Below are 21,660 nucleotides of genomic sequence, written 5' to 3' on the forward strand. Positions count from 1 at the left end.
GCTTGCGGGACCGGCGTCTTCTTATGATCGATGATCTACATAAGAGGTGGCGTTTGCGATCGCCGCGGCATTGATTGCGCACCGAAAAAGGCGCGGGTGGCGTACCACGGGCCCAAAGGGTGTCGCGGCGAGCCGCGCAAGCACCTGGCGGCGACGCGAGCGAAATCAGCAAAGAAAAATCGCACGTCAGTGATTGCGAGGCGCGGTCTTGCATTGAAGCTCCGAGCCGCTGCTCGGAGCTTCAAGCCGCTCACGGAATTGGCGCGCGCACTGGACGGAGCAGGAAAGCCGGAAGATGCGAATGATCGGCAGGCTCATTGTCGGGCTCGCGCCGTGGCCGGCGTGGTTCGTTGCGCGGCTGTTCATTGCGCGGCTGCTCGTTGCGAGCGACGGGGGCGGGCCGGGGAGCCGCAGCCTGTGCAGCGCGCGGCGATGCAGCGGCCGGACGTGGCTCGCGCGGCTCGCGCTCACGCGGCGTCTTGCCGCGGCTGCGACGCGCACCGTCGCGCGGACGACGTTCATGCGCATCCTCATCACGCGGGGTGTCGTGCACCTCGTAGTCGCCCTCGATCGTCGGAATGCTCTGGCCGATCAGCTTTTCGATCGCAGTGACCGACTTCTGATCGGCTGGAGCGACGATTGAAATGGCAGTCCCGGTGCGGCCGGCGCGACCGGTGCGGCCGATGCGGTGGACGTAGTCGTCGGAGTGATGGGGGACGTCGAAATTGAAAACGTGGCTGACTTCGGGGATGTCCAGTCCGCGCGCTGCGACGTCGGACGCCACCAGCAGCGGCAACTCACCCTTGCGGAACTGATCGAGCGCGGCCGTGCGCGCCGACTGGTCCATGTCGCCATGCAGCGCACCGACGCTGAAGCCGTGCTTCTGCAGCGACTTGTGAACGACTGCAACGTCGCGCTTGCGGTTGCAGAAGATGATCGCGTTCTTGAGGTCCTTGGCCTCGCGCAGCAGCTTGCGCAGCACGTCGCGCTTCTGATGCGCCTCGCGGCCCGATGGCACTTGCAACTGGGTGATGTTGACGCCGGCCGTCGCCGGCTTGGACACCTCGACCTTCTGCGGATTGTGCAGGAAGGCCTCGGTGATGCGCCGGATTTCCGGCGGCATGGTCGCGGTGAAGAACAGGGTCTGCCGCGTGAACGGGACGAGCTTGCAGATGCGTTCGATGTCGGGGATGAAGCCCATGTCGAGCATGCGGTCGGCTTCGTCGATGACCAGGAGCTCGACACCGGTGAGCAGCAGGCCGCCGCGTTCGGTATGGTCGAGCAGGCGGCCTGGTGTCGCGATCAGAACGTCGACGCCGCGGGTCAGCTTGGTGTCCTGGTCGCCGAACGAGACGCCGCCAATGAGCAGCGCGACGTTGAGCTTCTGGCCGGCGCCGTAGCGATCAAAGTTCTCTTTGACCTGGGCCGCCAGTTCGCGCGTCGGCTCGAGAATGAGGGTGCGGGGCATACGAGCCCGGGCACGGCCCTTCTCCAGGATGGTGAGCATCGGAAGCACAAAAGCGGCCGTCTTGCCGGTGCCGGTCTGGGCGATGCCGAGCACGTCGCGACGTGCCAGAACATGGGGAATCGCCTGCTCCTGAATGGGGGTAGGGATGGTGTAACCGGTGGCCGCAACTGCAGCCAACACCTTGTCGGACAAGCCGAGATTGGAAAATGACATCGAGCCTCTGTGTCACGCGCCTACAGGCGACGGGGCCTCTGTTCGACGCCGCCGTTAGGAATCGAGGGGTAAAAGGCTGTGGTCGCGTTCAACCCCGAAACGGCATGCTTTAGGAAGCTGGGGGTTCTCTGACTGACGCTGACCCGCGGCCAGTGCTTGGTAGAATCGAGTAGCGTTTCCAAGCCGCGATAAGCAGAAAATAGGGTCAAATCACCCAAAGTCAATGGACGTGACGGTTGAAGTCCTGAAAAAGCTTAACGTTTTTGCATTATTTGCGGGCAACTCGTCGTAGAGCCGTCGCATTTCGGACGGCCCGAACGCCCGCACGGCTGGTCCCGACCGGGAGCGTCCCGTCGAATTGTCGTCGGAATTGTGGCCTGTCGTCGGGCGCCTCAGCGGGCTGCAACGAGGCGCAAACGCCTTGCGTGAACCAGTGGCCCGACGAGGCCGACTATCGCAGGACTGGTCGGTGGTGGCGACGGCTTCACGGACGCAGCAGAGCAGGGACGGATCATGGCATCGATGCGGATATGGTTGGCAAGCGGACTGGCCATCCTGGTGATGTTGTTGGCGCCGGCAGCTCATGCTGAGAAGCGCGTTGCGCTCGTCGTCGGCAACAATGACTACAGATACGTTCCCAAGCTGCAGAAGGCCGTGAACGATGCCCGCACCATGGGCGATACGCTGAAGCAGCTCGGCTTCAGCGTGATGGTCGCTGAAAACCTCAACCGCCAGCAATTCAGCCAGACCCTGCTCGCCTTCGACAACGCGGTCGAGCCCGGTGACACCGCCTTCTTCTTCTATGCAGGCCATGGCTTCGAGATCGCGGGCCAGAACTTCCTGCTGCCGACCGATGTGCCGGCCGCGATCGAAGGACAGGAAGAGCTGGTGCGCGACGCCTCGATTCTCGCCGACCGCGTCATCGAGCGGCTGCAGAACAAGAAGGCGCGGACCTCGATCCTGGTCTTCGATGCCTGCCGCAACAATCCGTTCGAGCGCGCGGGCACGCGTGCGGTGGCCGGCGGCGGTGGCCTCGCGCCGATGACCCAATTGCCTGAAGGCGTGTTCTCGGTCTTCTCGGCGGGGCCGCGGCAGACGGCGCTCGACCGGCTGTCGAATGAGGACGCCAACCCCAACTCCGTGTTCACGCGCACCTTCGCCAAGGAGCTGACGCAGCCCGGCGTCAACCTGGTGCAGGTCGCGCAGCGCACGCGGCGCGTGGTCAGCGAACTCGCCGAGACCGTCCGTCACAAGCAGATCCCGGTCTATTTCGACCAGATGGTGGATGACGTTTTTCTCAACGGTGCCGTCAAGCCGCAGGCCGAGGGGACCCGGCCCTCCGATCCGCCGCCTGCAAAACTCGCCGCGCTGCCGCCGGTCTCCGCCCCGCGCATCCCGCCGGCCAACGAGACGCTGAACGCGCCGATCGCGATGTTCTCGCGCCATAATGGCGGCTGGACCGTCACGTTCTCGATCGCCGATCCGACACTTGGTATTTCCTGGCGCATGGGCGACGCCGGAGATTTCCGCGAAACCGGCTTCATGGACGTGCTCGATCCGCGCACCCGCAAGCGCATGCCGAATCCCTCGATCCAGCTGCCCGCGGACGCGCCGGCCGGGACGATCCAGCTGCGCTATGTCGACGCCGGCGGCGAGATGCAGGGACCGTTTCCGATCAGGTTCGAACCGGAAGCCGCGCTGGTCCGTGACCAGCGCAAGATCCTCGACATGACGGCGACCAGCTGGCTGTCGTTCCGCGAGTTCAATGGTCTCCTGGTCTACTACACGCATCTGATGTCGTATCGCTGCGCGATTCGCGAGGTGCGCATCGGCATCGATACCGCGGTCCCCGACAAGGTGCTGAACATGCCGGGCTGCGACATGCGCGATCCGATTTCGATTCCCTCCAACGCCACGCCCTATCTCAAGCTGCCGCCGTCGACCCAGTTCATCTCGGTCGAGCTGACCTATCGCGACGGCAGCGTGTCGGAGATCAAGAGCTTTCGGCGCTGACGGGCTGGCTCACGCCATCACGGAATAGCCGCCGTCGACCGGAATCGCGGTGCCCGTGACAAAGTCCGACGCCGATGAGCTTAAGAACGTGGCGATGCCCGCGAAGTCGCCGATGTCGCCCCATCGCCCGGCGGGCGTGCGCGCAAGCACGCGGTCATGCAGGCCATCGATCTGCTTACGGGCGGCACGCGTAAGATCGGTGTCGATCCAACCCGGCAAAATGGCGTTGACCTGGATGTTGTCAGGCGCCCAGGCGCAGGCACAGGCGCGCGTGTATTGGACGATGCCGCCTTTGCTCGCCGCGTAGGCGGGCGCGAAGCTGGCGCCGAAGATCGACAGCATCGAGCCGATGTTGATGATCTTGCCGCGGCCTGCGGATTTGAGGGCCGGGTAGGCGGCCTTCGAGCACAGGAAGGCGCTGGTGAGATTGGTGTCGATCACCTCGCGCCATTCCTCGAGCTCGAGCAGATGCGGTGGCTTGCGGATGCTCATGCCGGCGTTGTTGATGAGGATGTCGATTCGGCCGAGGTTGCCTACGACCCGTTCGACCATCGCCGCGACGTCGCCCTTGTCGCTGACATCAGCCGTGACGGCGATGGCGCGCACGCCGCGGCCGGTGAGATCGGCTACGGCCGCCTTCGACTTGGCCTCGTTGCGGCCGACCACGGCGATGTCAGCGCCCGCGTCGGCGAGCCCGTGCGCCATGCCCAAGCCGATGCCGCCATTGCCGCCAGTGACGATCGCAACCTTGCCGCGGAGGTCGAAAGGGCCTGCCATGCGTAGTCTCCAAATCTATCCGAAAGAGGTCAGCAGGTGCCCTGCCAGATCATCACCAGGCCAAGCGCGCCCATGCCGACGCCATAGCCGGCCCATTGCAGCTGGTTGATCATGAAGCTCGCGCGCGGCCAAGGCACCACGCCGGTGCCCTGACCGACCCAGAGCAGGCCGATGGCGAGCACGAACAGGCCGCCGATCATCAAGAACCTCCGCATGCCCGTTCCCTCCCTCGTCGACTGGCTTCACAGCATCGGAGACGCCGCTGCCGTCTTTTTTGTGGAGAGAAGGGTAGCGACGGACGGGCGCGATGACCAGAGCCGGAACTTTGGGACCTAAAACAAAAAGCCCCGGATCAACCGGGGCTTTTCGCAGCAGATTCGAGAATGCCGAGTGGGGACTGCTCAGTACTTGGCAACCACCGGGCCGGTCCAGTTGAAGCGGTAGACCAGCGAGGTGCTGATGGTCTGGACCCAAGGCTTGAAGGTGACGGAGTCCGTGCTCAGAGCATTGGTGCCATCGAAGCGCACGGCGATATCCTTCTTGCCGTAGAAGGCCGTGCGATATTCCGTCTTCATGAACCAGCCGGGGGCCGAGATACCGAAGATGTTCAGGTTGTTCTCGACACCACCGCCAATGAACCAGCCATTGCGGTTGAAGGAGTCGGTGTGGAAGCCCGACGCTGCGCCGGTGAATGCCGAGTTCAGAGTGGTGCCAGACCAGTGCGATCCAGAGTAACCACCGTTGACGTAGGACAGAACGTTGGGAGCAACCAGATAGCCGACGCGCACGCCGCCAGCCCAGCTGTCCTGCAGCTTGATGCGGCCGGTGAAGGCAGCGAACTGGTCCTGAATGTCTCCGCGCAGGCTGCCGAACTGGCCATCACCGAAGACGCCAATCACCCAGCTGGGGGTAGCCTGCCAGTCGTATCCGATACCGGCCGTGCCATACCAGCCGTCGCCGCCAACGCGCTGATTGACCGTCGATGCGAACCCGGTGCGGTTGCTGTTCGAGTCGGCATCCCAGATGCCGCCACCAGCACCGCCGAAGATGTAGAAGCCGGTCCAGCTCGGGGCGACCGGCGCCATCGGAGCCTTGACGTAGGGCCTTGCAGCGAGATCAGCAGCAGACGCGACACCGGTCATTGCCACCACTGCGGTCAGAGCGAGCAAAAGCTTTTTCATTGTCAAAATCCCCAAAGAGCGTCGTCGGCAGTGGTAGCCGGTGGCGATTCCCTCGCCCGATGTGGCCAAACTATAGCCGATTGCCGCCCAAAAGCTGTTGCACGTTGAACACACCGCAAGGCAAAGTAGGTTTGCGAGCCCCGCGTCTCCGGCAAGTCGTTGTAACTTCAAATGAAACAGGTTCCACGCGAGCGCGTGGAACCTGCAATCAGTGCTTGAGCCAGGTCAAAAGCTAGACGTCGAGTAGCTCGTCACTGGCGAATTCGGCCTTTTCGGAGATGAAGGAGAATCGGGCTTCGGCCTTGGTCCCCATCAGCCGCTCGACCGAGTCCGCCGTACCGTCGCGATCCTCGGCCAGCAGCACCACGCGCAGCAAGGTGCGCTTGGCCGGATCCATGGTGGTTTCCTTCAGCTGTGCCGGCATCATCTCGCCGAGGCCTTTGAAGCGGCCGATCTCGACCTTGGCATTGGCGTTGAACTCGCGCTTCAGCAGGGCGTCCCGGTCGGCATCGTCGCGGGCGTAGAACGTCTTGCTGCCATGGGTCAGCCGATAGAGCGGCGGCACGGCGAGGTAGAGATGACCTTCGTCGATCAGCGGCCTCATCTGCCGGTAGAAGAAGGTGATCAGCAGCGAGGCGATGTGGGCGCCGTCGACATCGGCGTCGGTCATGATGATGATGCGCTGGTAGCGCAGATCCTCTTCCCGATAGGACGGGCCGGTGCCGGCGCCGATCGCCATCACGAGGTCGGCGAGCTGAGCATTTGCGGTGAGCTTGTCCTTGCCGGCCGAGGCCACGTTGAGGATCTTGCCGCGCAGCGGCAGCACCGCCTGCTTCTTGCGGTCGCGCGCCTGCTTGGCGCTGCCGCCGGCCGAATCGCCCTCGACGATGAAGAGCTCGGAGCCCTCGGTGCCGGCATCGGTGCAGTCGGCGAGCTTGCCGGGCAGGCGCAGCTTCTTGGTCGCGGTCTTGCGCGCCGTTTCCTTTTCCTGACGGCGGCGGATGCGGTCCTCGGCGCGCTCGATGACGAAGTCGAGCAGCCGATTCGCCTGCACCGGGTTGCCGGACAGCCAATGATCGAACGGGTCCTTGACGGCCTGTTCGACGATGCGCTGCGCCTCCGCAGTGGCGAGGCGGTCCTTGGTCTGGCCCTGGAATTCCGGCTCGCGCACGAACACCGACATCATGATGGCGGCGCCCGCCATGATGTCCTCGGACGTGATGCTGGCCGAGCGCTTGCCCTGGCCGACGCGCTCGGCGTGGTCCTTCAGGCCGCGGAGCAGGGCGCTGCGAATGCCCGCTTCATGGGTGCCGCCATCTGGTGTCGGGATCGTGTTGCAGTACGAGGACAGGAAGCCGTCGGCATCGGCGGTCCAGGCGACAGCCCATTCGCAGCCGCCATGGCCGCCGGTGCGGCCGGACTTGCCGGCGAAGATGTCGGGATGGACCAGCGTGTCGGCGTGGATCGCCGCGGCGAGATAGTCCTTGAGGCCGCCGGGGAAGTGGAAGGTCGCCTCGGGCTGGACGTCCTCGATGCCCTTCAGCAGCGCGGGATCGCACTTCCAGCGGATCTCGACGCCGCCGAACAGATAGGCCTTGGAGCGCGCCATCTTGAACAGGCGCTGCGGCTTGAACGTAGCCTTGGCGCCGAAGATGGTCGGATCGGGCTGGAAGCGCACCCTGGTGCCGCGGCGATTGGCGACCTTGCCGATCTCCTCGAGCTTGCCCTTCGGATGGCCGCGCTCGAAGATCATGCGGTAGAGTTTCTGGTTGCGCGCGACCTCGACCTCGAGCCGGGTCGACAGCGCGTTCACCACGGAGATGCCGACGCCGTGCAGGCCGCCCGAGGTCTCGTAGACCTTGGAGTCGAACTTGCCGCCCGCGTGCAGGGTGCACATGATGATCTCGAGCGCCGACTTCTTCGGGAATTTGGGGTGGGGATCAATAGGGATGCCGCGGCCGTTGTCGGTCACGGTCAGGAAGCCCTCGGTGTCCAGCTCGACCTCGATGAAGGTGGCGTGACCGGCCAGCGCCTCGTCCATCGAGTTGTCGATGACCTCGGCGAACAGGTGGTGCAGCGCCTTCTCGTCGGTGCCGCCGATATACATGCCGGGACGGCGGCGCACCGGCTCCAGGCCCTCGAGGACCTCGATGTCACGGGCGGTATAATCGCCCTCGGGACTTGCCGCGCGAGCGGCGGCTTTGGCGGGAGCCTTGCCCTTGGCGGCGAACGCCGCCAACGGGTCGCTGACGCCCTTGGGTTTGGCTTTTGCAGCTGATTTCAATGGCTTGCCCATGGAATCTGATGTTGCGCTTGCGCAAGAGGGAACGAATCGTTGAGTCTGACTATGCCATGGACCGGCATAAAACAATGACCCTCGCCAGGACGGGGCCTTCCCGAGGCGTCTCCCGAGACGGGGTCCCCCGGCTTGTTCACGCGCTACAGCCGGTTGTTGTGACTTGAAGTCTGCCGGCTCCGTGGCGTACCAGTCGAACGCAAGGAACCGTGAAAGCCATCAAGCACTTAGGCTTCGGGGCGGGAAAGGCATCGAGCAGATGGAAGATTTTGGTCGCGCGGTTGCTGATTTCGTGCGCGACCATCAGGCCTGGGCTGCACCGATCGTCCTGCTGCTCGCCTTTGGCGAGTCGCTGGCCTTCATCTCGCTCCTGATCCCGGCCTGGGGTGCCCTGGTGGCTATCGGCGCGCTGATCGGCGTGACCGGAATCAGCTTTTGGCCGGTCTGGCTGGCCGGCGGCGTCGGAGCGGCGCTGGGCGACTGGGTCTCCTACTGGTTCGGCTACCGCTACAAGGACCGGGTGGCCAGGATGTGGCCCTTGTCCCGCTTTCCTGAAATCCTCCTGCGCGGAGAGGCGTTCGTACGCGACTGGGGGGTCCCGAGCATCTTCATCGGCCGGTTCTTCGGGCCGCTGCGCGCCTCCGTGCCGCTGGCCGCCGGCATCTTCGAGATGCCCTACCTCCAGTTCCAGGTCGCCAATTTCGTCTCGGCGCTGGTCTGGTCAGCGGCGCTGCTGCTGTTCGGTGATGTGATCGGGCGGATCGTGGAATGGCTGTGGCGCGCGGTCTGAACCGGTGCCATGGCGTCCGGCCGTCCTCGAAGGTGCTGAATCGTCCCGCTACTCGCTCCGGTTGACGGGCGAGGAGGGATCTGTGAAGCTCCGCAGCCTCTCGATGCGCCATGCGAGCACGGACCATGCGCAAGCCTCAAGGTCGTCGCGGCAAGGGCGAAAAGGGACAGGCCGGCAGCTCTTATCCTGGCCCTCGGATCGGACCCGGCCAAACGAGCCAATATCCCGGTCCGCGGAGCGAATGGCCGGGCCCGCGCAGCAGGTGGCCTGGCCCGCTCGTCCCTGTCGAGATATCGAAGAAGCTGCTGCAGGGCAGGGAGGCGATGCAGGGAAAGCACGCCCATCTCCTGAAAGAGATTCTGCAGATCAATCCCGTCGAGCGCCTGTCGGATGCAGACAAGGATGAAGCGCTCATCGCCTACGACCAGCTGATCGATGTGATCAAGCAAGCCTCGCGCAAGGGCGCCAGTTCGGAGGCGCTCAGCGCCGGCATCAGGAAGCTGGGGCCGTTCAGCACACGCTTGGCCTTGTCGACGGATGCGTTGACCGACGATCTCGAGCTCAACGCGGCGATCGGCCGGCCGGCGCCTGGGAGTGGCAAAAGCGGCAGTTGAGCGGGCACGCCGACATGACGACAGCGAGTGACCGCAAGGATTTTCGCAAGAGGGTCAGCGACGACCTCGACATCACGACGGCTGCGCTTACCGATCGATCCCGCGTCATATCGCTGGGGATCGTCGCGCTTTGCTGGGCCTTCATCATCGGAGAACTGCCCAAAACCGGGGGTATCAAGGTTCCCGCAGTGAATTTGCTCGGTCCGATTTTCCTGGCGCTCTGCGCGATCCTGAGCGACTGGCTGCAATTCCTGTTCGGATATTTCTCCAGCCTGGGCACGCTCCGCGCAATCGAGGCGGATCCGAACGCTGCCAACGAGTACGATGTCTCATCGCTGCGCTACCGGCTGCGTTTTGCGATGTTCTACGCCAAGCAGGTGTTTTGCTTCGCGGCGGCGATCTGGTTCCTGCTGGCCATTCTGCTGACTTTGCTGTCCGCATGGGCCGTCGCCACTGGCCCGGGGCCCTGAACGCTTGGGCTCGCAACGGTCTGGCTCTCTTGACGAGCGACGGTTCCGGCCTTATAGGCCTGCGCCCATGATCAACGCAGCGACCAATATGTTCGCCATTGTACGCCGCCGTACCCTCGCGGTGTGGGCGATGATCTGCGTCTAGATCACAGCCCCTGCCGCCGGATCCGGTCCCGCGGCAATCTCCCCCCTTGCAGCGTGATTGATCAGGCGGCTCCTTCGTCCAGCAGGAGTTTCCGATGTACACGCCTCCGCCCTTCAAGCCTGATCGCGCCGCGAGCCTCGGCTTTGCGGAGGCGCGCGGCTTCGGTACGGTCTGTGCGTGGGACGGGAGCAAGCCGATCGCGTCCTCGGTGCCGTTTCATCTGGGCGCGCTGAACGACGGCACGCCGCAGGCGTTCTTGCATGTCGCGCGCGGCAATCCGCTGGCCAGGCTTGCCGATGGCTCGACGTCGTGGCTGCTCGCCGTCAACGGCGCCGATGCCTATGTGTCGGCCGACTGGTACGTATCGCCAGACCAGGTGCCGACCTGGCTCTATCAGGCGGTTCATCTGACCGGCACCGCACGGGTCCTGTCCGAGGCGGAGCTCGCGTTGCAGGTGGATACGGTGAGTGCCAAGTTCGAGCAGTGGCTGTTGCCGAAAAAGCCGTGGACCTCCGACAAGATGACCGCCGGCCGCCTGGAGGCGATGCGCAAGGCGATCGTGGGCGTCGTGATGACGATCGACGAGGTCGAAGGCAGCTTCAAGCTCAACCAGCACAAGTCCGAGGCCGACTACGCGGCAGTCGCGACCAGGCTTGGCGAGCAGTCCGACATCGGCTCGCAACAAATTGCCTCTCTCATGCGGCAGGCGCGGCCTCAGGCCTTTGCCGGCGAAACCCCGACCTAAGGAGCGTGTGATGACCGTGATCGACAGCAACTTGCCGAAAGCTCAAAATGCAGCCGGCGCTCCGACGCGCTCCGTGTTCGTCGACGGCGGCTCCGGTACGACCGGGCTCGGTATCGCCGAGCGGCTCCGGCACCAGCCGGATATCGCCGTCAAGACCATCGCCGAGGACAAGCGGAAGGATCCGGCGGCCAAGCGGGCGCTGATGGCGGAGGTCGACCTCGTCATCCTCTGTCTGCCCGACGAGGCCGCAAAGGAAACGGTCGCGCTGATTGACGGCATGGGCAATGCCGCGCCCAAGGTGCTGGATGCATCGACGGCATTCCGGGTTGCGCCGGACTGGGCCTATGGCTTTCCCGAGCTTGCCCCCGATCAGGCTGACAAGATCAGCAACGCACGCAAGGTCTCCAATCCCGGCTGCTACCCGACCGGCGGCATTGCGCTGCTGCGGCCGCTGGTCGATGCCGGCCTGCTGCCGCAGGACTATCCGGTCACCGTGAACGCGGTGAGCGGCTATTCCGGCGGCGGCAAGACGATGATCGCCGCCTACGAGAACGGCACGGCGCCGGCGTTCGAGCTCTACGGTCTTGGTTTCGAGCACAAGCACCTGCCGGAGCTGCAGCTCTATTCGAAGCTGACGCGGCGGCCGATCTTCATTCCCTCCGTCGGCAACTACCGTCAGGGCATGCTGGTCTCGGTGCCGCTGCAGCTCGACACGCTGTCGGGCAAGCCGACCGGGGCGGACCTGCAGGCGGCATTGGCGAACCGTTATGCCGGCAGCAAATATGTATCGGTGATGCCGCTCGATGGAACGGTCGCCGAGAGTGGCCGGCTCGAACCTGAGGCGCTCAACGAGACCAACAAGCTCGAGCTCTACGTGTTCGCCAGCGACAAGCATCATCAGGCGGTGCTGGTCGCGCGGCTCGACAATCTCGGCAAGGGCGCCTCTGGCGCGGCCGTGCAGAACATGCGGCTGATGCTCGGGCTTCCCGACCTCGGGACCTGAAATCGGTCAGGATCTATCCGGCCGCAGAAGCGGCCGTCTCGATCGGCAACACCATGCGACGGCCGGCTTCCGCCGGCCGCGCCGTGCAACGACGCACGTCAGACATCGATGGGCAGACCCATGACCGCTTATGACCTGAACGAACTGCCCGTCACCTTGAATGCCGTGCGTGCTGCGGCCGAGACGATCGGCGGCGCGGTGCTCGCGACTGCCTGCAACCAGAGCCGAACCTTGGGCGAGATCTGCGGCTGCAACATCTGGCTGAAATTCGAAAACCTGCAGTTCACCTCCTCGTTCAAGGAGCGCGGCGCGTTGAACCGGCTGAACGCACTGTCTGCCGAGCAGAGAGAGCGCGGCGTGATCGCGATGTCCGCCGGCAACCACGCGCAGGGCGTGGCCTATAATGCGAGGCGTCTCGGCATCCCCGCCACCATCGTGATGCCCGTGGGCACGCCGATGGTGAAGGTCGAGAACACCCGCCGGCACGGCGCCGAGGTGGTCATCTCCGGCGCGACCCTGGAGGAGGCCGGCGCGTTCGCCCGCGAGCACGGCGCGGCGCACGGTATGACCATGATCCACCCTTACGACGATCCGCTGATCATCGCAGGGCAGGGCACCGTCGCGCTGGAGATGCTCGCGGCGGTGCCGGCTCTCGACACGCTGGTCGTGCCGATCGGCGGCGGCGGCCTGATCTCGGGCATGGCGGTTGTAGCGCGCGCGCTCAAGCCGTCCTTACGCATCGTCGGCGTTCAGGCCGAGCTCTACCCGTCGATGTACAACGCCGTCCGTGGCGCTCAGCTGCCGATGCGTGGCGATACGCTAGCCGAGGGCATCGCGGTGAAATCGCCGGGCCGGATCACGACCGAGATCATCCGCCATCTCGTCGACGACGTTCTGCTCGTCACCGAGCCGCAGATCGAGCGCGCGCTGGCAACGCTGATCTCGATCGAGAAGACCGTGGTCGAAGGCGCCGGTGCCGTCGGCCTCGCCGCGGTGCTCGCACACCCCGGCGACTTCGCGGGGCGCAATGTCGGGCTGGTGCTGAGCGGCGGCAACATCGATACGCGGCTCATCGCTTCGGTGCTGACCCGCGAGCTCGCCCGCGAGGGACGGCTGACGCAGCTGTCGATCGACATCGTCGATCGCCCGGGACAGCTCGCGGCCGTGTCGACGCTGCTCGGCGATGCCGGCGCCAACATCATCGAGGTGTCGCACCAGCGCACGTTCTCGGACCTGCCGGCGAAGGCGACGCTGCTGGAGCTGGTGATCGAAACGCGCGACCATGCGCATCTGAACGACGTCATGGCGAAGCTCGCTTCAGCCAATTTCAAGGCGCGCTGCACCTGACAGATGGTGTGTACCGAATAACTCGTTTGGATCGCTTCCGATGTTCAAGGTCATTCAGCATATCTCCGACGTCGAGCCTGCCGTCGCGGGAAAGAAGGAGATTCGCTTCCTCTCGCAGCCCAATGGCATCACGCTCGGCTGCTACCTGTTCATGGATTCCAAGACCTTCGACTCCCCCGAGGCTTTGGAATGCCGCGGGATTGCGTTCGATCGCGAGGGCCGCGTCGTATCGCGGCCGCTGCACAAGTTCTTCAATGCCGGCGAGAAGGAGTGGCTGGCGCCGGACCGTCTGGTCTTGCGCGACGACATCGTCGCGATCTACGACAAGCTCGACGGCAGCATGGTCGCTACCGCCTGGGTCGAGGGCGAGCTGAAATGGCGATCGAAGAAGTCCTTCAACTCGGAGGTCGTCAATCTGGCGACGCAGTTGCTGGATCAGCCGGAGCATAGCGGCATCAACGCCTTCGCCTGGGAGGTCGCGAGCGCCGGCCTGACGGCGATCTTCGAGCTCACGCATCCGGACGCCCGGATCGTCGTCGCGCAGGAGCAGCCTGAGCTGCGACTGCTGCATGTGCGGGACAACGTCACCGGCCAGTATGTCATGCTGGACAGAGGTCATGTCGTTCATGACCTGATCGCGGGCCACGGCATTCCGCTGGTCCATCGCTTCGACGGCTTGTCGCTTTCAGCCGCGATCGACTCGCTCGCCGACATGCAGGGCAGGGAGGGCTACGTCATCCAGTTCGCCAATGGCGACATGGTCAAGATCAAGTGCCCCTGGTACCTGCGCATCCATCGCAGTCTCTCGTTCCTTCGCGAGCGCGACATCGCCTGGTTGGCGCTCAACGAGGAGCTGGACGACGTGAAGGGCGCGCTGGTCGAGGCTGGCATCGACCTTGCGGCCGTGAACGAGGTTGAGGCGCGGCTGAAGCGCATGCTCTCCGGATTTGTGGATGAGATCGAGGCCATCTGGGAGCGGGGCCGCGATCTCGACCGCAAGAGCTTTGCGATCGCCAACAAGGATCATCCGTTGTTCGGTCTGGCGATGCAGCGCTACCTCGGCAAGGAGGTGACCTTGCTCGAATGGTACGGACGCACACGGCTGAAGGACGATTTTAGCCTGCGCGCGCTGGTGGACGAGACGTTGATCGATGCCCTCGATGGCTGAGCGCCGACGGTGACTCCGCCGCCGGGCGGCTTCAAGGCGCGCTGCACCTGAGGGAGCGCGCCGCGAGACGTCGGACTGCCGCTGGGGGGGACGGCGACCCCCCCGTGCGTCTCACACCCAACCGCCGTCCACGATGTAGTGCTGAGCGGTGCAGGCCGAGGCCTCATCGGAGGCGAGGAAGACGGTGAACTTCGCCACCTCGTCGGGAATGAGCTTCCGCTTCAGGCATTGCCGCTGCATGAGCTCGACCTCGCCCTGCGGGGTCATCCATTTCTCGAGCTGGCGCTCGGTCATGATCCATCCCGGCGCGATCGCGTTGACGCGGATATTGTAGGGACCGTAATCGCGTGCCAGCGAGCGCGTGAGACCGATCACGGCTGACTTGCTGGCCGTGTAGGCGGCCATGCCGCCTTGTCCAGCCATCCACGATATTGAGCCGAAATTGATGATGACGCCGGCATTCGCGGCCTTCATGTCCGGCAATACGGCTTGCGCGGCGAAGAACTGGTGCTTCAGGTTGACCGCAACGCGGTCGTCCCAATACTCCGGCGTCATCTCATCGGTGCTGTGCCGTTCGTCATTGGCGGCATTGTTGATGAGGATGTTGATCGCGCCGTGCGTGCTGTGTGCCTCGGCGACGCCGGCGCGCAACGCGGCGGTGTCGGTGAGGTCGACGTACTGGAACTGCGCGCTGAGACCTCGATCCGACAGCTCGCGTTCCAGACGTCGGCCTTCATCGGCCTTGATGTCGAAGAACACGACATTGGATCCCTGCTGCGCAAATCGCCGCACGATCGCAGCGCCTATTCCCGATGCACCGCCGGTCACGAGAACGACCTTGCTCGCGAGATCGGAATAGGTGGCGGCCATGGGTATCTCCCCGATGTTGTCTCGCGGGCGACGCGCTGCCCAACTCGTCCCCAGAGGTTAGTCGCCTCGAGCGTGAGGTGTATAGGTCAGAATTTTGGTTGCGCACCTCAGAAATTGAGGACAGGATTACCGTCAACAAAAGAAGCCGGTTGGGAGGACTGTGATGAGATTGCTCGCGAAGCTGGGCCTCGCCGCTACCGCATGCCTGCTTTGGGCCAGCGCCGCTGCGGCTGACACCACGGTGAAGTGGCTGCACCTCGAGGTCAATCCGGCACAGGTCAAGATCTGGGAGGAAGTGGCCCGTGCCTATGAGGCGTCGCATCCGGGCGTCAAGGTCGAGATGCAGTTCCTCGAGAACGAGGCCTACAAGGCCAAGCTGCCGACCATCCTGCAATCGAAGGATCGGCCGAACATCATCTACAGCTGGGCCGGCGGCGTGTTGAAGACGCAAATCGAGGCCGGCGTCCTCGAGGACATCACCGATCAGGTGAAGGGCTACAGCGACAGCCTGACACCGGCGGCGCTCGCGGCATTCACCGACAATGGCCGGGTTTACGGCCTGCCGATCTCGCTCTCCCAGGTCGGCTTTCTCTGCAACAAGGAGCTGATGGCCAAGGCGAAGGTCGATCCCGCCGCCATCAAGAGCTGGGACGATCTGCTGAGCGCCGTGAAGACGTTGAAAGCCGCCGGCGTGACGCCGATCGTGGTCGGCGGCGCCGACAAATGGCCGCTGCACTTCTACTGGACGCATCTTGCGGTGCGCATCGGCGGCAAGCCGGCGTTCGAGGCAGCATTGCGCGGCGAGAATGGCGGCTTCGCCGGCGAGACCTTTCAGAAATCCGGCGAGTTGTTCAAGCAACTCGTCGATCTCCAGCCGTTCCAGAACGGTTTTCTCGGCTTCAAGAATCCGCAGGCCGTCGGTTATTTCGGCGACGGCAAGGCCGCAATGACGCTCGCGATCAGCTCAGTCTACAATCTGCAGCGCGCGCTTGCCGCCGACAAGGTCGGATTGAGCGAAGACAAGATCTGCTGGTTCGATTTCCCGACCGTGGTCGGCGGCAAGGGTTCGCCCACGGATACGCTGGGCGGCATCACCGGCTGGCTGGTCACCAAGGGCTCGCCGAAGGAGGCGGTCGATTTCCTGAAATATTTCATCTCGAAGGACGTGCAGACGCGGCTTGCGGCCGGCAACTTCATCATCCCGGTGGTGCAGGGCGCGGACGCCGGACTCAACAATTCCTTCATGAAGCTGATCGCGGCCAATCTGGCGAAATCGAACTATCACCAGAACTTCTACGATCAGAGCCTCGGCCCCTCGGTCGGTCGTGTCGTCAACGACGTCACCGCGGAGATCGCCGGCGGCAGCATGAGCCCGCAGGACGCCGCCAAGGCGATCGAGGCCGCGCGGAAGCAGGGCAACTGACGTGGCGCGGCCGATCGCGAGTTCGCCCGCGCTGGACGTTGCGCGGCCACCACTCGCCGCGCACGCGATGCGCGGCCCGAGCTGGGACGGCCGCTTCACCGTCCTGATCCTGTTCCTGCCGCCGGCGCTGCTGCTGTTCACGCTGTTCGTGGTGCTGCCGATCGGCGAGGCCGCCTGGTACTCGGCCTTCAACTGGAACGGCTTCGGCAAGCCGACCAACTGGATCGGCTTCGACAATTATCGGTTCGTGCTGGAGACGCGCGCGTTCTGGCTCGCGCTCCGCAACAACGGCCTGATCATCGCGGTCTCGCTCGCGATCCAGCTGCCGCTTGCGCTGACGCTGGCCTTGATGCTTGCGGAACGCTTTCGTGGCGCGATTGCGCTGCGCATGCTGTTCTTCATGCCCTATATCCTGGCGGAGATCGCGACCGGGCTGATCTTCAGCTTCGTCTATGACGGCGATTACGGCCTCGTCGCCTCGATCTGGCGCAGCTTCGGCGCCGAGCCGCCGCATCTGCTGGCCTCGACCGACACGGCGATGCTGGCGGTGCTGATCGTGATCGTCTGGAAATATTTCGGCTTCCACATGATGCTGTTCATCGCAGCGCTCCAGAGCATCGACAAGAGCCTGATCGAGGCCGCCCGGATCGACGGCGCGACGCGGGCGCAGAGCCTGCGCCACGTCGTCATCCCCTTGCTCTCTCCGACGATCCGGCTCTCCGTGTTCTTCGCCATCGTCGGCTCGCTGCAGCTGTTCGACCTCGTCATGCCGCTGACGCGCGGGGGACCTGCCGATTCCTCGAATACGATGGTGAGCTTCCTCTACAACAACGGCATCTCGCGCATGCGGGTCGGCTATGGCAGCGCCATCGGCGTCATCCTGTTCGTGATCTGCGTGACCTTTGCCTTCACCTACAAGCGATGGTTCATGCGCGATGATTAGCAACGAGACCGCCCGCGCGCCATTCGATCCAGCCGTGTTGTTCAAGGCGGTGTTCCTCGCGGCCGTCGCCGTCTGCGTGCTGGTCCCGCTGCTCGCGACCCTGCTCGGGGGCTTCAAGTCGCTCGGCGAGTTGCGGGTCAATCCATTCGGACTGCCTGACCACTGGGAGTGGCAGAACTATGCCGACATCCTGTTCTCCGGTCGCTACTGGCAGCTGCTGCGCAACTCGCTGATCATCTCGACGCTCACGGTGACATTGACTTTGATCGTCGCCTCGATGGCGGCGTTCACCTTCGCCCATGTCAGGTTCTACGGCAGCTCGATGCTGCTGAGCTATTTGACGCTCGGCCTGCTGTTCCCTGCCGCGACCGCGGTGCTGCCGCTCTTCATCAGGGTGCGCGATCTCGGACTGCTCGATACCTATTTTGGCGTTGCGCTGCCGCAGGTCGCCTTCAGCCTCGCCATGAGCGTGTTGCTGCTCCGGCGCTTCTTCAAGGACATTCCCTATGAGCTGCTCGAAGCGGCGCTGGTCGACGGCTGCAGCTACATCAAGTTCTTCCGCTACGTGACGCTGCCGCTGTCGCGACCGATTCTGGCCACCGTCGGCACCATCACCTTCGTCAACAGCTGGAACGCCTATCTGTTGCCGCTGGTGATGCTCAACACCGATGCGCTGTACCCCTGGCCGCTCGGCATCATGGTCTATCAAGGCGAGTATTCGTCCGAATGGAATCTGATCCTGGCTTTCATCACGCTGACCATCCTGCCGACGATCATTCTCTTCCTTCTGGCGCAGAAGCACATCGTTGCCGGCCTCACGTCGGGCGCGGTCAAAGGATGAACGGCATCCACGGAGATCACAATGAGAAAAGTCGGCATCGGAATCATCGGCTGCGGCGTCATCAGCACCGCCTATCTGAAGGCCGCCCAGCGTTTCCCCGTCCTGGACATCAAGGCGCTTGCCGACATGCGCAGCGATGCCGCGGAGCGCCAGGGCGCCGCTTTCGGCCTGCCGGCGATGCGGGTCGATCAACTGCTCAAGCGCGATGACGTCGAGATCGTCGTCAATCTCACCGTGCCGCTCGCCCACACCGATGTCAGCCTCGCGGTGCTGAATGCCGGCAAGCATGTCCATTCCGAGAAGCCGCTCGGCATCGACGTCGCGGAAGCCCGCAAGGTGATGGAGCTCGCCGCCGAGAGAAACCTCCGTGTCGGCTGCGCGCCAGACACGTTCCTCGGCGGTGGGCACCAGACCGCGCGTAAGCTGATCGACGACGGCGCGATCGGCACGCCTGTGGCGGGCAGCGCGTTCTTCGGCTGCCCCGGTCATGAGCGCTGGCATCCGGCGCCAGGTTTCTACTATTTGCGCGGCGGCGGGCCGATGCTCGATATGGGTCCGTACTACATTACCGATCTCGTTCAGCTGCTCGGTCCGGTCGCGAGCGTGATGGGCTCGACGGCGCGCCCGAGATCCGAGCGCCTGGTCACCAGCCAGCCCAACAGTGGCACGCTGATCCCGGTCGAGGTCTCGACCCATGTCGCCGGCACGCTCGAATTCGAGAGCGGAGCGGTCGTGTCGATCACGATGAGCTTCGATGTCCCGAAGCACCGGCACGCGCCGATCGAGATCTACGGCGACAAGGGCAGCATGCTGGTGCCGGACCCGAACCGGTTCGGCGGCGAGGTGCAGGTCGCAAAGACTGGCGGCGAATGGGAGACAGTGCCGTTGACCCACGCGCATGTCGACGGCGAATTCCGCTCCATCGGTGTCGCCGACATGGCCTCCGCGATCCTGAACAACCGGCCGCATCGTGCCAGCGGCGCGCTCGCGTTCCATGTGCTGGAGGTGATGGAGGCGTTCCAGACCTCCGCCAGCGAAGGCCGGCGCGTCAAGATCGAGAGCCGCGTCGAGCGGCCGGCGATGCTGCCTGTGGGATGCGAAACCGGACAGATCGACTGAGGGCGGACACATGCGCAAGGCAATGATTGTGTGGGGCGGCTGGCCGGGACATGATCCCGACCTCTGTGCCTCGATGATCCGCGGCTGGCTCAAGGCGGAAGGCTTCGAGGTCCGGATCGAGACCACGACGTCGGCGTTCGCTGATCCCGCGATTCACGATCTGTCGCTGATCATCCCGATCTATACGATGTCTAAGATCGAAAAGGCCGAAGCGCTCAACCTGTGCGCGGCGGTGCGCAGTGGCGTCGGGCTCGCCGGCCATCATGGCGGCATGTGCGATGCCTTCCGCGATTCGGTCGACTACCAGTTCCTGTGCGGTGGGCAGTGGGTCGCGCATCCCGGCAACATCATCGACTACAAGGTCGACTTGACCAGGCCGGACGATCCCATCATGAAGGGGCTGAAGAGTTTCGAGCACCGTTCCGAGCAATATTACATGCATGTCGACCCGGCCAACGAGGTGTTGGCGACCACGACCTTCAGCGGCGAGCACGCATCCTGGATCGAGGGGGTGGTGATGCCGGTGGTGTGGAAGAAGCGATATGGCGCGGGCAGGGTATTCTATTCCTCGCTCGGCCATCGCGCCTACGAGCTCGACGTGCCGGAGATCCGGACGTTGATGACCCGCGGCATGCTGTGGGCGGCGCGCGAATGACGACTGGTGCGATCCAGCCCGCAATTCGCGCGACGCTCGAGGACGTCGCGCGGACGGCGGGCGTTTCGCTCGCCACCGTCGACCGCGTCATCAACCGGCGCGAGGGCGTGCGCGCCAAGACCATTGCGCGCGTGGAGGCCGCCGTTGCCAAGCTCGGCTACCGCGCCGACGTCGCGGCCGCACGGCTCGCGCGCGGGCAGAGTTTTCGCTTCGCCTTCGTGCTGCCGACCGGCAGAAACAGCTTCATGACGAACCTGACCGAGCAGGTGCAACGCACTGCGGAGTGGTTGGCCGGCCAGCGCGGCTTCATCGATATCCTCCACGTCGATGTGTTCGATCCTGATGTGCTGGCTAGCGCGCTGGAGAACCTGTCGCCGGCCTATCAGGGCGTGGCCGTCATCGCGCTCGACCATCCCAGGGTGCGCGCCGCGATCGATGAACTCACCGCGCGTGGGGTTGCCGTGGTGACCCTCGTCTCGGACGCGCCGAGCGCGCGCCGTCTGCACTATGTCGGTATCGACAACCCGGCGGCGGGGCGGACTGCGGCGACGCTGATGGGACGCTTCCTTGCCGGCCGCCAGGGGACGGTTGCCGTGATCGCGGGATCGTTGTCGCTGCGCGATCACGCCGAGCGGCAGTTCGGCTTCCACCAGATCCTGTCCAGCGAGTATCCGAACCTGTTCACGCTGCCGGTCATCGAGGGCCGCGACGACAGCGAGCTCACGCGGGAGCTCACGGCCGCGCTGCTCGCGCGCCATGCCGATCTGCGCGGCATCTACTGCTGCGGCGCCGGAAACCGTGGCATCGCCGACGCGATCGAGGCGTCGGGTCGCGCGCGCGAGGTGGTCTGGATCACCCATGAGCTGACCCAGTACACGCGCCGTTTCCTGGTCCGCGGCACGCTCGATGCCATCATCAACCAGGATCCCGGCCACGAGGCGCGGTCCGCGGCGCGAGTCCTGCTCGCGCATTGCTCGGGTGAGCCGATCAGTCCCGACCAGGAGCGCATCCGGATCGACATCTTTCTGCGGGACAATCTGCCGTAGCTGATCGAGAGCTGAGCGCGGGCGTGGAGGACGTCGCGGCGCGACATCCTCCTGAACGATCGATTACAGCCAGCCGAAAATGGCGACCGCCAGCACAGCCTGGGCCGCGAAGCCGACCACGAAAGCAAGCGTGCGGAACACCGGCAGGCCGAGCGCATAGACGATCACGTGCGCCACGCGGGACCAGAAATAGACGGCGCAGGCGAGCACGGTCCATTTGGTCGAGTAGTCGATCGAATTGAGAATCAGCACCAGCGGTGCGAAGATGACGAGGTTCTCGACCGCATTGTCGTGCGCGAACATCAGTCGCGTCGCCCAGGGCGCATGCGGCTTGTCGTTGCGCGTGGGATTGGCCATCGCGCCCGACAGGCCTCGGGTCTGGCAACGGTTCAGGATATAGGGAACCCACAGCAGCCCGGTCAGAATGACCGTGAGCGTCAGCCAGAACAGTTCGCGCGTCATCGAGATCCCCTCAATTGAATATCGTCCCGTCCCGGCGGGACGGAGGCGGTTATAGTCAATCGCGGCTGATC

21 protein-coding genes are annotated in these 21,660 nt (G+C 64.5%); 14 read left to right on the top strand and 7 right to left on the bottom strand.

Annotated elements, in window-relative coordinates; translation table 11 throughout:
- Positions 1-250: 250 nt before the first annotated feature.
- On the bottom strand, positions 251-1,681 hold the full coding sequence (locus LQG66_RS04200; RefSeq protein ID WP_231323722.1) for a DEAD/DEAH box helicase: 1,431 nt from the start codon (positions 1,679-1,681) through the stop codon (positions 251-253).
- A 513-nt stretch (positions 1,682-2,194) separates the two neighbouring features.
- Here LQG66_RS04200 and LQG66_RS04205 point away from each other — a divergent pair.
- A complete protein-coding gene (locus LQG66_RS04205; RefSeq protein ID WP_425601286.1) occupies positions 2,195-3,694 on the top strand; it encodes a caspase family protein in 1,500 nt (499 codons plus the stop codon).
- A 9-nt stretch (positions 3,695-3,703) separates the two neighbouring features.
- Here LQG66_RS04205 and LQG66_RS04210 read toward each other — a convergent pair whose 3' ends face one another.
- The 4 genes from LQG66_RS04210 to parE form a co-directional block, all read right to left on the bottom strand.
- Complete coding sequence (locus tag LQG66_RS04210) at positions 3,704-4,471, bottom strand: SDR family NAD(P)-dependent oxidoreductase (RefSeq protein ID WP_231323726.1); 768 nt, start codon at positions 4,469-4,471, stop codon at positions 3,704-3,706.
- Between the two features lie 29 nt (positions 4,472-4,500).
- Positions 4,501-4,686 (bottom strand): hypothetical protein, encoded by a 186-nt coding sequence (locus tag LQG66_RS04215; protein WP_231323728.1) that lies wholly within the window; start codon positions 4,684-4,686, stop codon positions 4,501-4,503.
- A gap of 186 nt (positions 4,687-4,872) precedes the next feature.
- Complete coding sequence (locus tag LQG66_RS04220; RefSeq protein WP_231323730.1) at positions 4,873-5,652, bottom strand: outer membrane protein; 780 nt, start codon at positions 5,650-5,652, stop codon at positions 4,873-4,875.
- 232 nt (positions 5,653-5,884) lie between these two features.
- Positions 5,885-7,948 (bottom strand): DNA topoisomerase IV subunit B, encoded by a 2,064-nt coding sequence (gene parE, locus LQG66_RS04225; protein ID WP_231323732.1) that lies wholly within the window; start codon positions 7,946-7,948, stop codon positions 5,885-5,887.
- Between the two features lie 259 nt (positions 7,949-8,207).
- Here parE and LQG66_RS04230 point away from each other — a divergent pair, with 259 nt between their 5' ends.
- The 7 genes from LQG66_RS04230 (at position 8,208) to LQG66_RS04260 (ending at position 14,230) form a co-directional block, all read left to right on the top strand.
- A complete protein-coding gene (locus LQG66_RS04230) occupies positions 8,208-8,738 on the top strand; it encodes a DedA family protein (RefSeq protein WP_231327684.1) in 531 nt (176 codons plus the stop codon).
- Between the two features lie 323 nt (positions 8,739-9,061).
- The gene (locus LQG66_RS04235; protein WP_231323734.1) at positions 9,062-9,352 is read left to right on the top strand and encodes a hypothetical protein; all 291 of its coding nucleotides are present in this window, start codon (positions 9,062-9,064) and stop codon (positions 9,350-9,352) included.
- A 14-nt stretch (positions 9,353-9,366) separates the two neighbouring features.
- Positions 9,367-9,822: a hypothetical protein gene (locus LQG66_RS04240; RefSeq protein ID WP_231323736.1), complete on the top strand. Its 456-nt coding sequence runs from the start codon at positions 9,367-9,369 to the stop codon at positions 9,820-9,822.
- A gap of 239 nt (positions 9,823-10,061) precedes the next feature.
- Positions 10,062-10,712, top strand: coding sequence for an FMN-binding negative transcriptional regulator (locus LQG66_RS04245; protein WP_231323738.1), 651 nt, complete (start codon positions 10,062-10,064; stop codon positions 10,710-10,712).
- Between the two features lie 10 nt (positions 10,713-10,722).
- The gene (argC, locus tag LQG66_RS04250; RefSeq protein ID WP_231323740.1) at positions 10,723-11,715 is read left to right on the top strand and encodes an N-acetyl-gamma-glutamyl-phosphate reductase; all 993 of its coding nucleotides are present in this window, start codon (positions 10,723-10,725) and stop codon (positions 11,713-11,715) included.
- A gap of 120 nt (positions 11,716-11,835) precedes the next feature.
- On the top strand, positions 11,836-13,062 hold the full coding sequence (locus LQG66_RS04255) for a threonine ammonia-lyase (RefSeq protein WP_231323743.1): 1,227 nt from the start codon (positions 11,836-11,838) through the stop codon (positions 13,060-13,062).
- 40 nt (positions 13,063-13,102) lie between these two features.
- Positions 13,103-14,230 carry an RNA ligase gene (locus LQG66_RS04260; RefSeq protein WP_231323745.1) on the top strand — a complete coding sequence of 376 codons (1,128 nt, stop codon included), beginning with the start codon at positions 13,103-13,105 and terminating at the stop codon, positions 14,228-14,230.
- Between the two features lie 111 nt (positions 14,231-14,341).
- Here LQG66_RS04260 and LQG66_RS04265 read toward each other — a convergent pair whose 3' ends face one another.
- Entirely contained in the window at positions 14,342-15,100 is a 759-nt protein-coding gene (locus LQG66_RS04265; RefSeq protein ID WP_231323747.1) for an SDR family NAD(P)-dependent oxidoreductase, read from the bottom strand.
- A 163-nt stretch (positions 15,101-15,263) separates the two neighbouring features.
- Between LQG66_RS04265 and LQG66_RS04270 the strand changes: the two genes are divergently transcribed.
- The 6 genes from LQG66_RS04270 to LQG66_RS04295 are packed head-to-tail and all read left to right on the top strand — an operon-like array spanning position 15,264 to position 21,127.
- Entirely contained in the window at positions 15,264-16,523 is a 1,260-nt protein-coding gene (locus LQG66_RS04270) for an ABC transporter substrate-binding protein (protein ID WP_231323749.1), read from the top strand.
- A gap of 1 nt (position 16,524) precedes the next feature.
- Complete coding sequence (locus tag LQG66_RS04275; protein WP_231323751.1) at positions 16,525-17,466, top strand: carbohydrate ABC transporter permease; 942 nt, start codon at positions 16,525-16,527, stop codon at positions 17,464-17,466.
- Positions 17,459-18,307 (top strand): carbohydrate ABC transporter permease, encoded by an 849-nt coding sequence (locus LQG66_RS04280; protein ID WP_231323753.1) that lies wholly within the window; start codon positions 17,459-17,461, stop codon positions 18,305-18,307. Before LQG66_RS04275 ends, LQG66_RS04280 begins: the two co-directional genes overlap by 8 nt.
- A 21-nt stretch (positions 18,308-18,328) precedes the next feature.
- Positions 18,329-19,426, top strand: coding sequence for a Gfo/Idh/MocA family protein (locus tag LQG66_RS04285; RefSeq protein ID WP_231323755.1), 1,098 nt, complete (start codon positions 18,329-18,331; stop codon positions 19,424-19,426).
- A 10-nt stretch (positions 19,427-19,436) separates the two neighbouring features.
- Complete coding sequence (locus LQG66_RS04290; protein WP_231323756.1) at positions 19,437-20,081, top strand: ThuA domain-containing protein; 645 nt, start codon at positions 19,437-19,439, stop codon at positions 20,079-20,081.
- Positions 20,078-21,127 (top strand): LacI family DNA-binding transcriptional regulator, encoded by a 1,050-nt coding sequence (locus LQG66_RS04295; protein ID WP_231323759.1) that lies wholly within the window; start codon positions 20,078-20,080, stop codon positions 21,125-21,127. The genes LQG66_RS04290 and LQG66_RS04295 overlap by 4 nt, the downstream gene beginning before the upstream one ends.
- Before the next feature lie 63 nt (positions 21,128-21,190).
- Here LQG66_RS04295 and LQG66_RS04300 read toward each other — a convergent pair whose 3' ends face one another.
- Entirely contained in the window at positions 21,191-21,589 is a 399-nt protein-coding gene (locus LQG66_RS04300; protein ID WP_231323761.1) for an MAPEG family protein, read from the bottom strand.
- Positions 21,590-21,660 lie beyond the last annotated feature (71 nt).

The sequence above is a fragment of the Bradyrhizobium ontarionense genome (assembly GCF_021088345.1).
Taxonomy (GTDB): Bacteria; Pseudomonadota; Alphaproteobacteria; order Rhizobiales; family Xanthobacteraceae; genus Bradyrhizobium; species Bradyrhizobium ontarionense.

Bases quoted from the DNA above. Each gene is read 5' to 3' on its own strand.
- LQG66_RS04200 (WP_231323722.1), bottom strand. From the start codon at position 1,681: ATGTCATTTTCCAATCTCGGCTTGTCCGACAAGGTGTTGGCTGCAGTT.
- LQG66_RS04205 (WP_425601286.1), top strand. From the start codon at position 2,195: ATGGCATCGATGCGGATATGGTTGGCAAGCGGACTGGCCATCCTGGTG.
- LQG66_RS04210 (WP_231323726.1), bottom strand. From the start codon at position 4,471: ATGGCAGGCCCTTTCGACCTCCGCGGCAAGGTTGCGATCGTCACTGGC.
- LQG66_RS04215 (WP_231323728.1), bottom strand. From the start codon at position 4,686: ATGCGGAGGTTCTTGATGATCGGCGGCCTGTTCGTGCTCGCCATCGGC.
- LQG66_RS04220 (WP_231323730.1), bottom strand. From the start codon at position 5,652: ATGAAAAAGCTTTTGCTCGCTCTGACCGCAGTGGTGGCAATGACCGGT.
- parE (WP_231323732.1), bottom strand. From the start codon at position 7,948: ATGGGCAAGCCATTGAAATCAGCTGCAAAAGCCAAACCCAAGGGCGTC.
- LQG66_RS04230 (WP_231327684.1), top strand. From the start codon at position 8,208: ATGGAAGATTTTGGTCGCGCGGTTGCTGATTTCGTGCGCGACCATCAG.
- LQG66_RS04235 (WP_231323734.1), top strand. From the start codon at position 9,062: ATGCAGGGAAAGCACGCCCATCTCCTGAAAGAGATTCTGCAGATCAAT.
- LQG66_RS04240 (WP_231323736.1), top strand. From the start codon at position 9,367: ATGACGACAGCGAGTGACCGCAAGGATTTTCGCAAGAGGGTCAGCGAC.
- LQG66_RS04245 (WP_231323738.1), top strand. From the start codon at position 10,062: ATGTACACGCCTCCGCCCTTCAAGCCTGATCGCGCCGCGAGCCTCGGC.
- argC (WP_231323740.1), top strand. From the start codon at position 10,723: ATGACCGTGATCGACAGCAACTTGCCGAAAGCTCAAAATGCAGCCGGC.
- LQG66_RS04255 (WP_231323743.1), top strand. From the start codon at position 11,836: ATGACCGCTTATGACCTGAACGAACTGCCCGTCACCTTGAATGCCGTG.
- LQG66_RS04260 (WP_231323745.1), top strand. From the start codon at position 13,103: ATGTTCAAGGTCATTCAGCATATCTCCGACGTCGAGCCTGCCGTCGCG.
- LQG66_RS04265 (WP_231323747.1), bottom strand. From the start codon at position 15,100: ATGGCCGCCACCTATTCCGATCTCGCGAGCAAGGTCGTTCTCGTGACC.
- LQG66_RS04270 (WP_231323749.1), top strand. From the start codon at position 15,264: ATGAGATTGCTCGCGAAGCTGGGCCTCGCCGCTACCGCATGCCTGCTT.
- LQG66_RS04280 (WP_231323753.1), top strand. From the start codon at position 17,459: ATGATTAGCAACGAGACCGCCCGCGCGCCATTCGATCCAGCCGTGTTG.
- LQG66_RS04285 (WP_231323755.1), top strand. From the start codon at position 18,329: ATGAGAAAAGTCGGCATCGGAATCATCGGCTGCGGCGTCATCAGCACC.
- LQG66_RS04290 (WP_231323756.1), top strand. From the start codon at position 19,437: ATGCGCAAGGCAATGATTGTGTGGGGCGGCTGGCCGGGACATGATCCC.
- LQG66_RS04295 (WP_231323759.1), top strand. From the start codon at position 20,078: ATGACGACTGGTGCGATCCAGCCCGCAATTCGCGCGACGCTCGAGGAC.
- LQG66_RS04300 (WP_231323761.1), bottom strand. From the start codon at position 21,589: ATGACGCGCGAACTGTTCTGGCTGACGCTCACGGTCATTCTGACCGGG.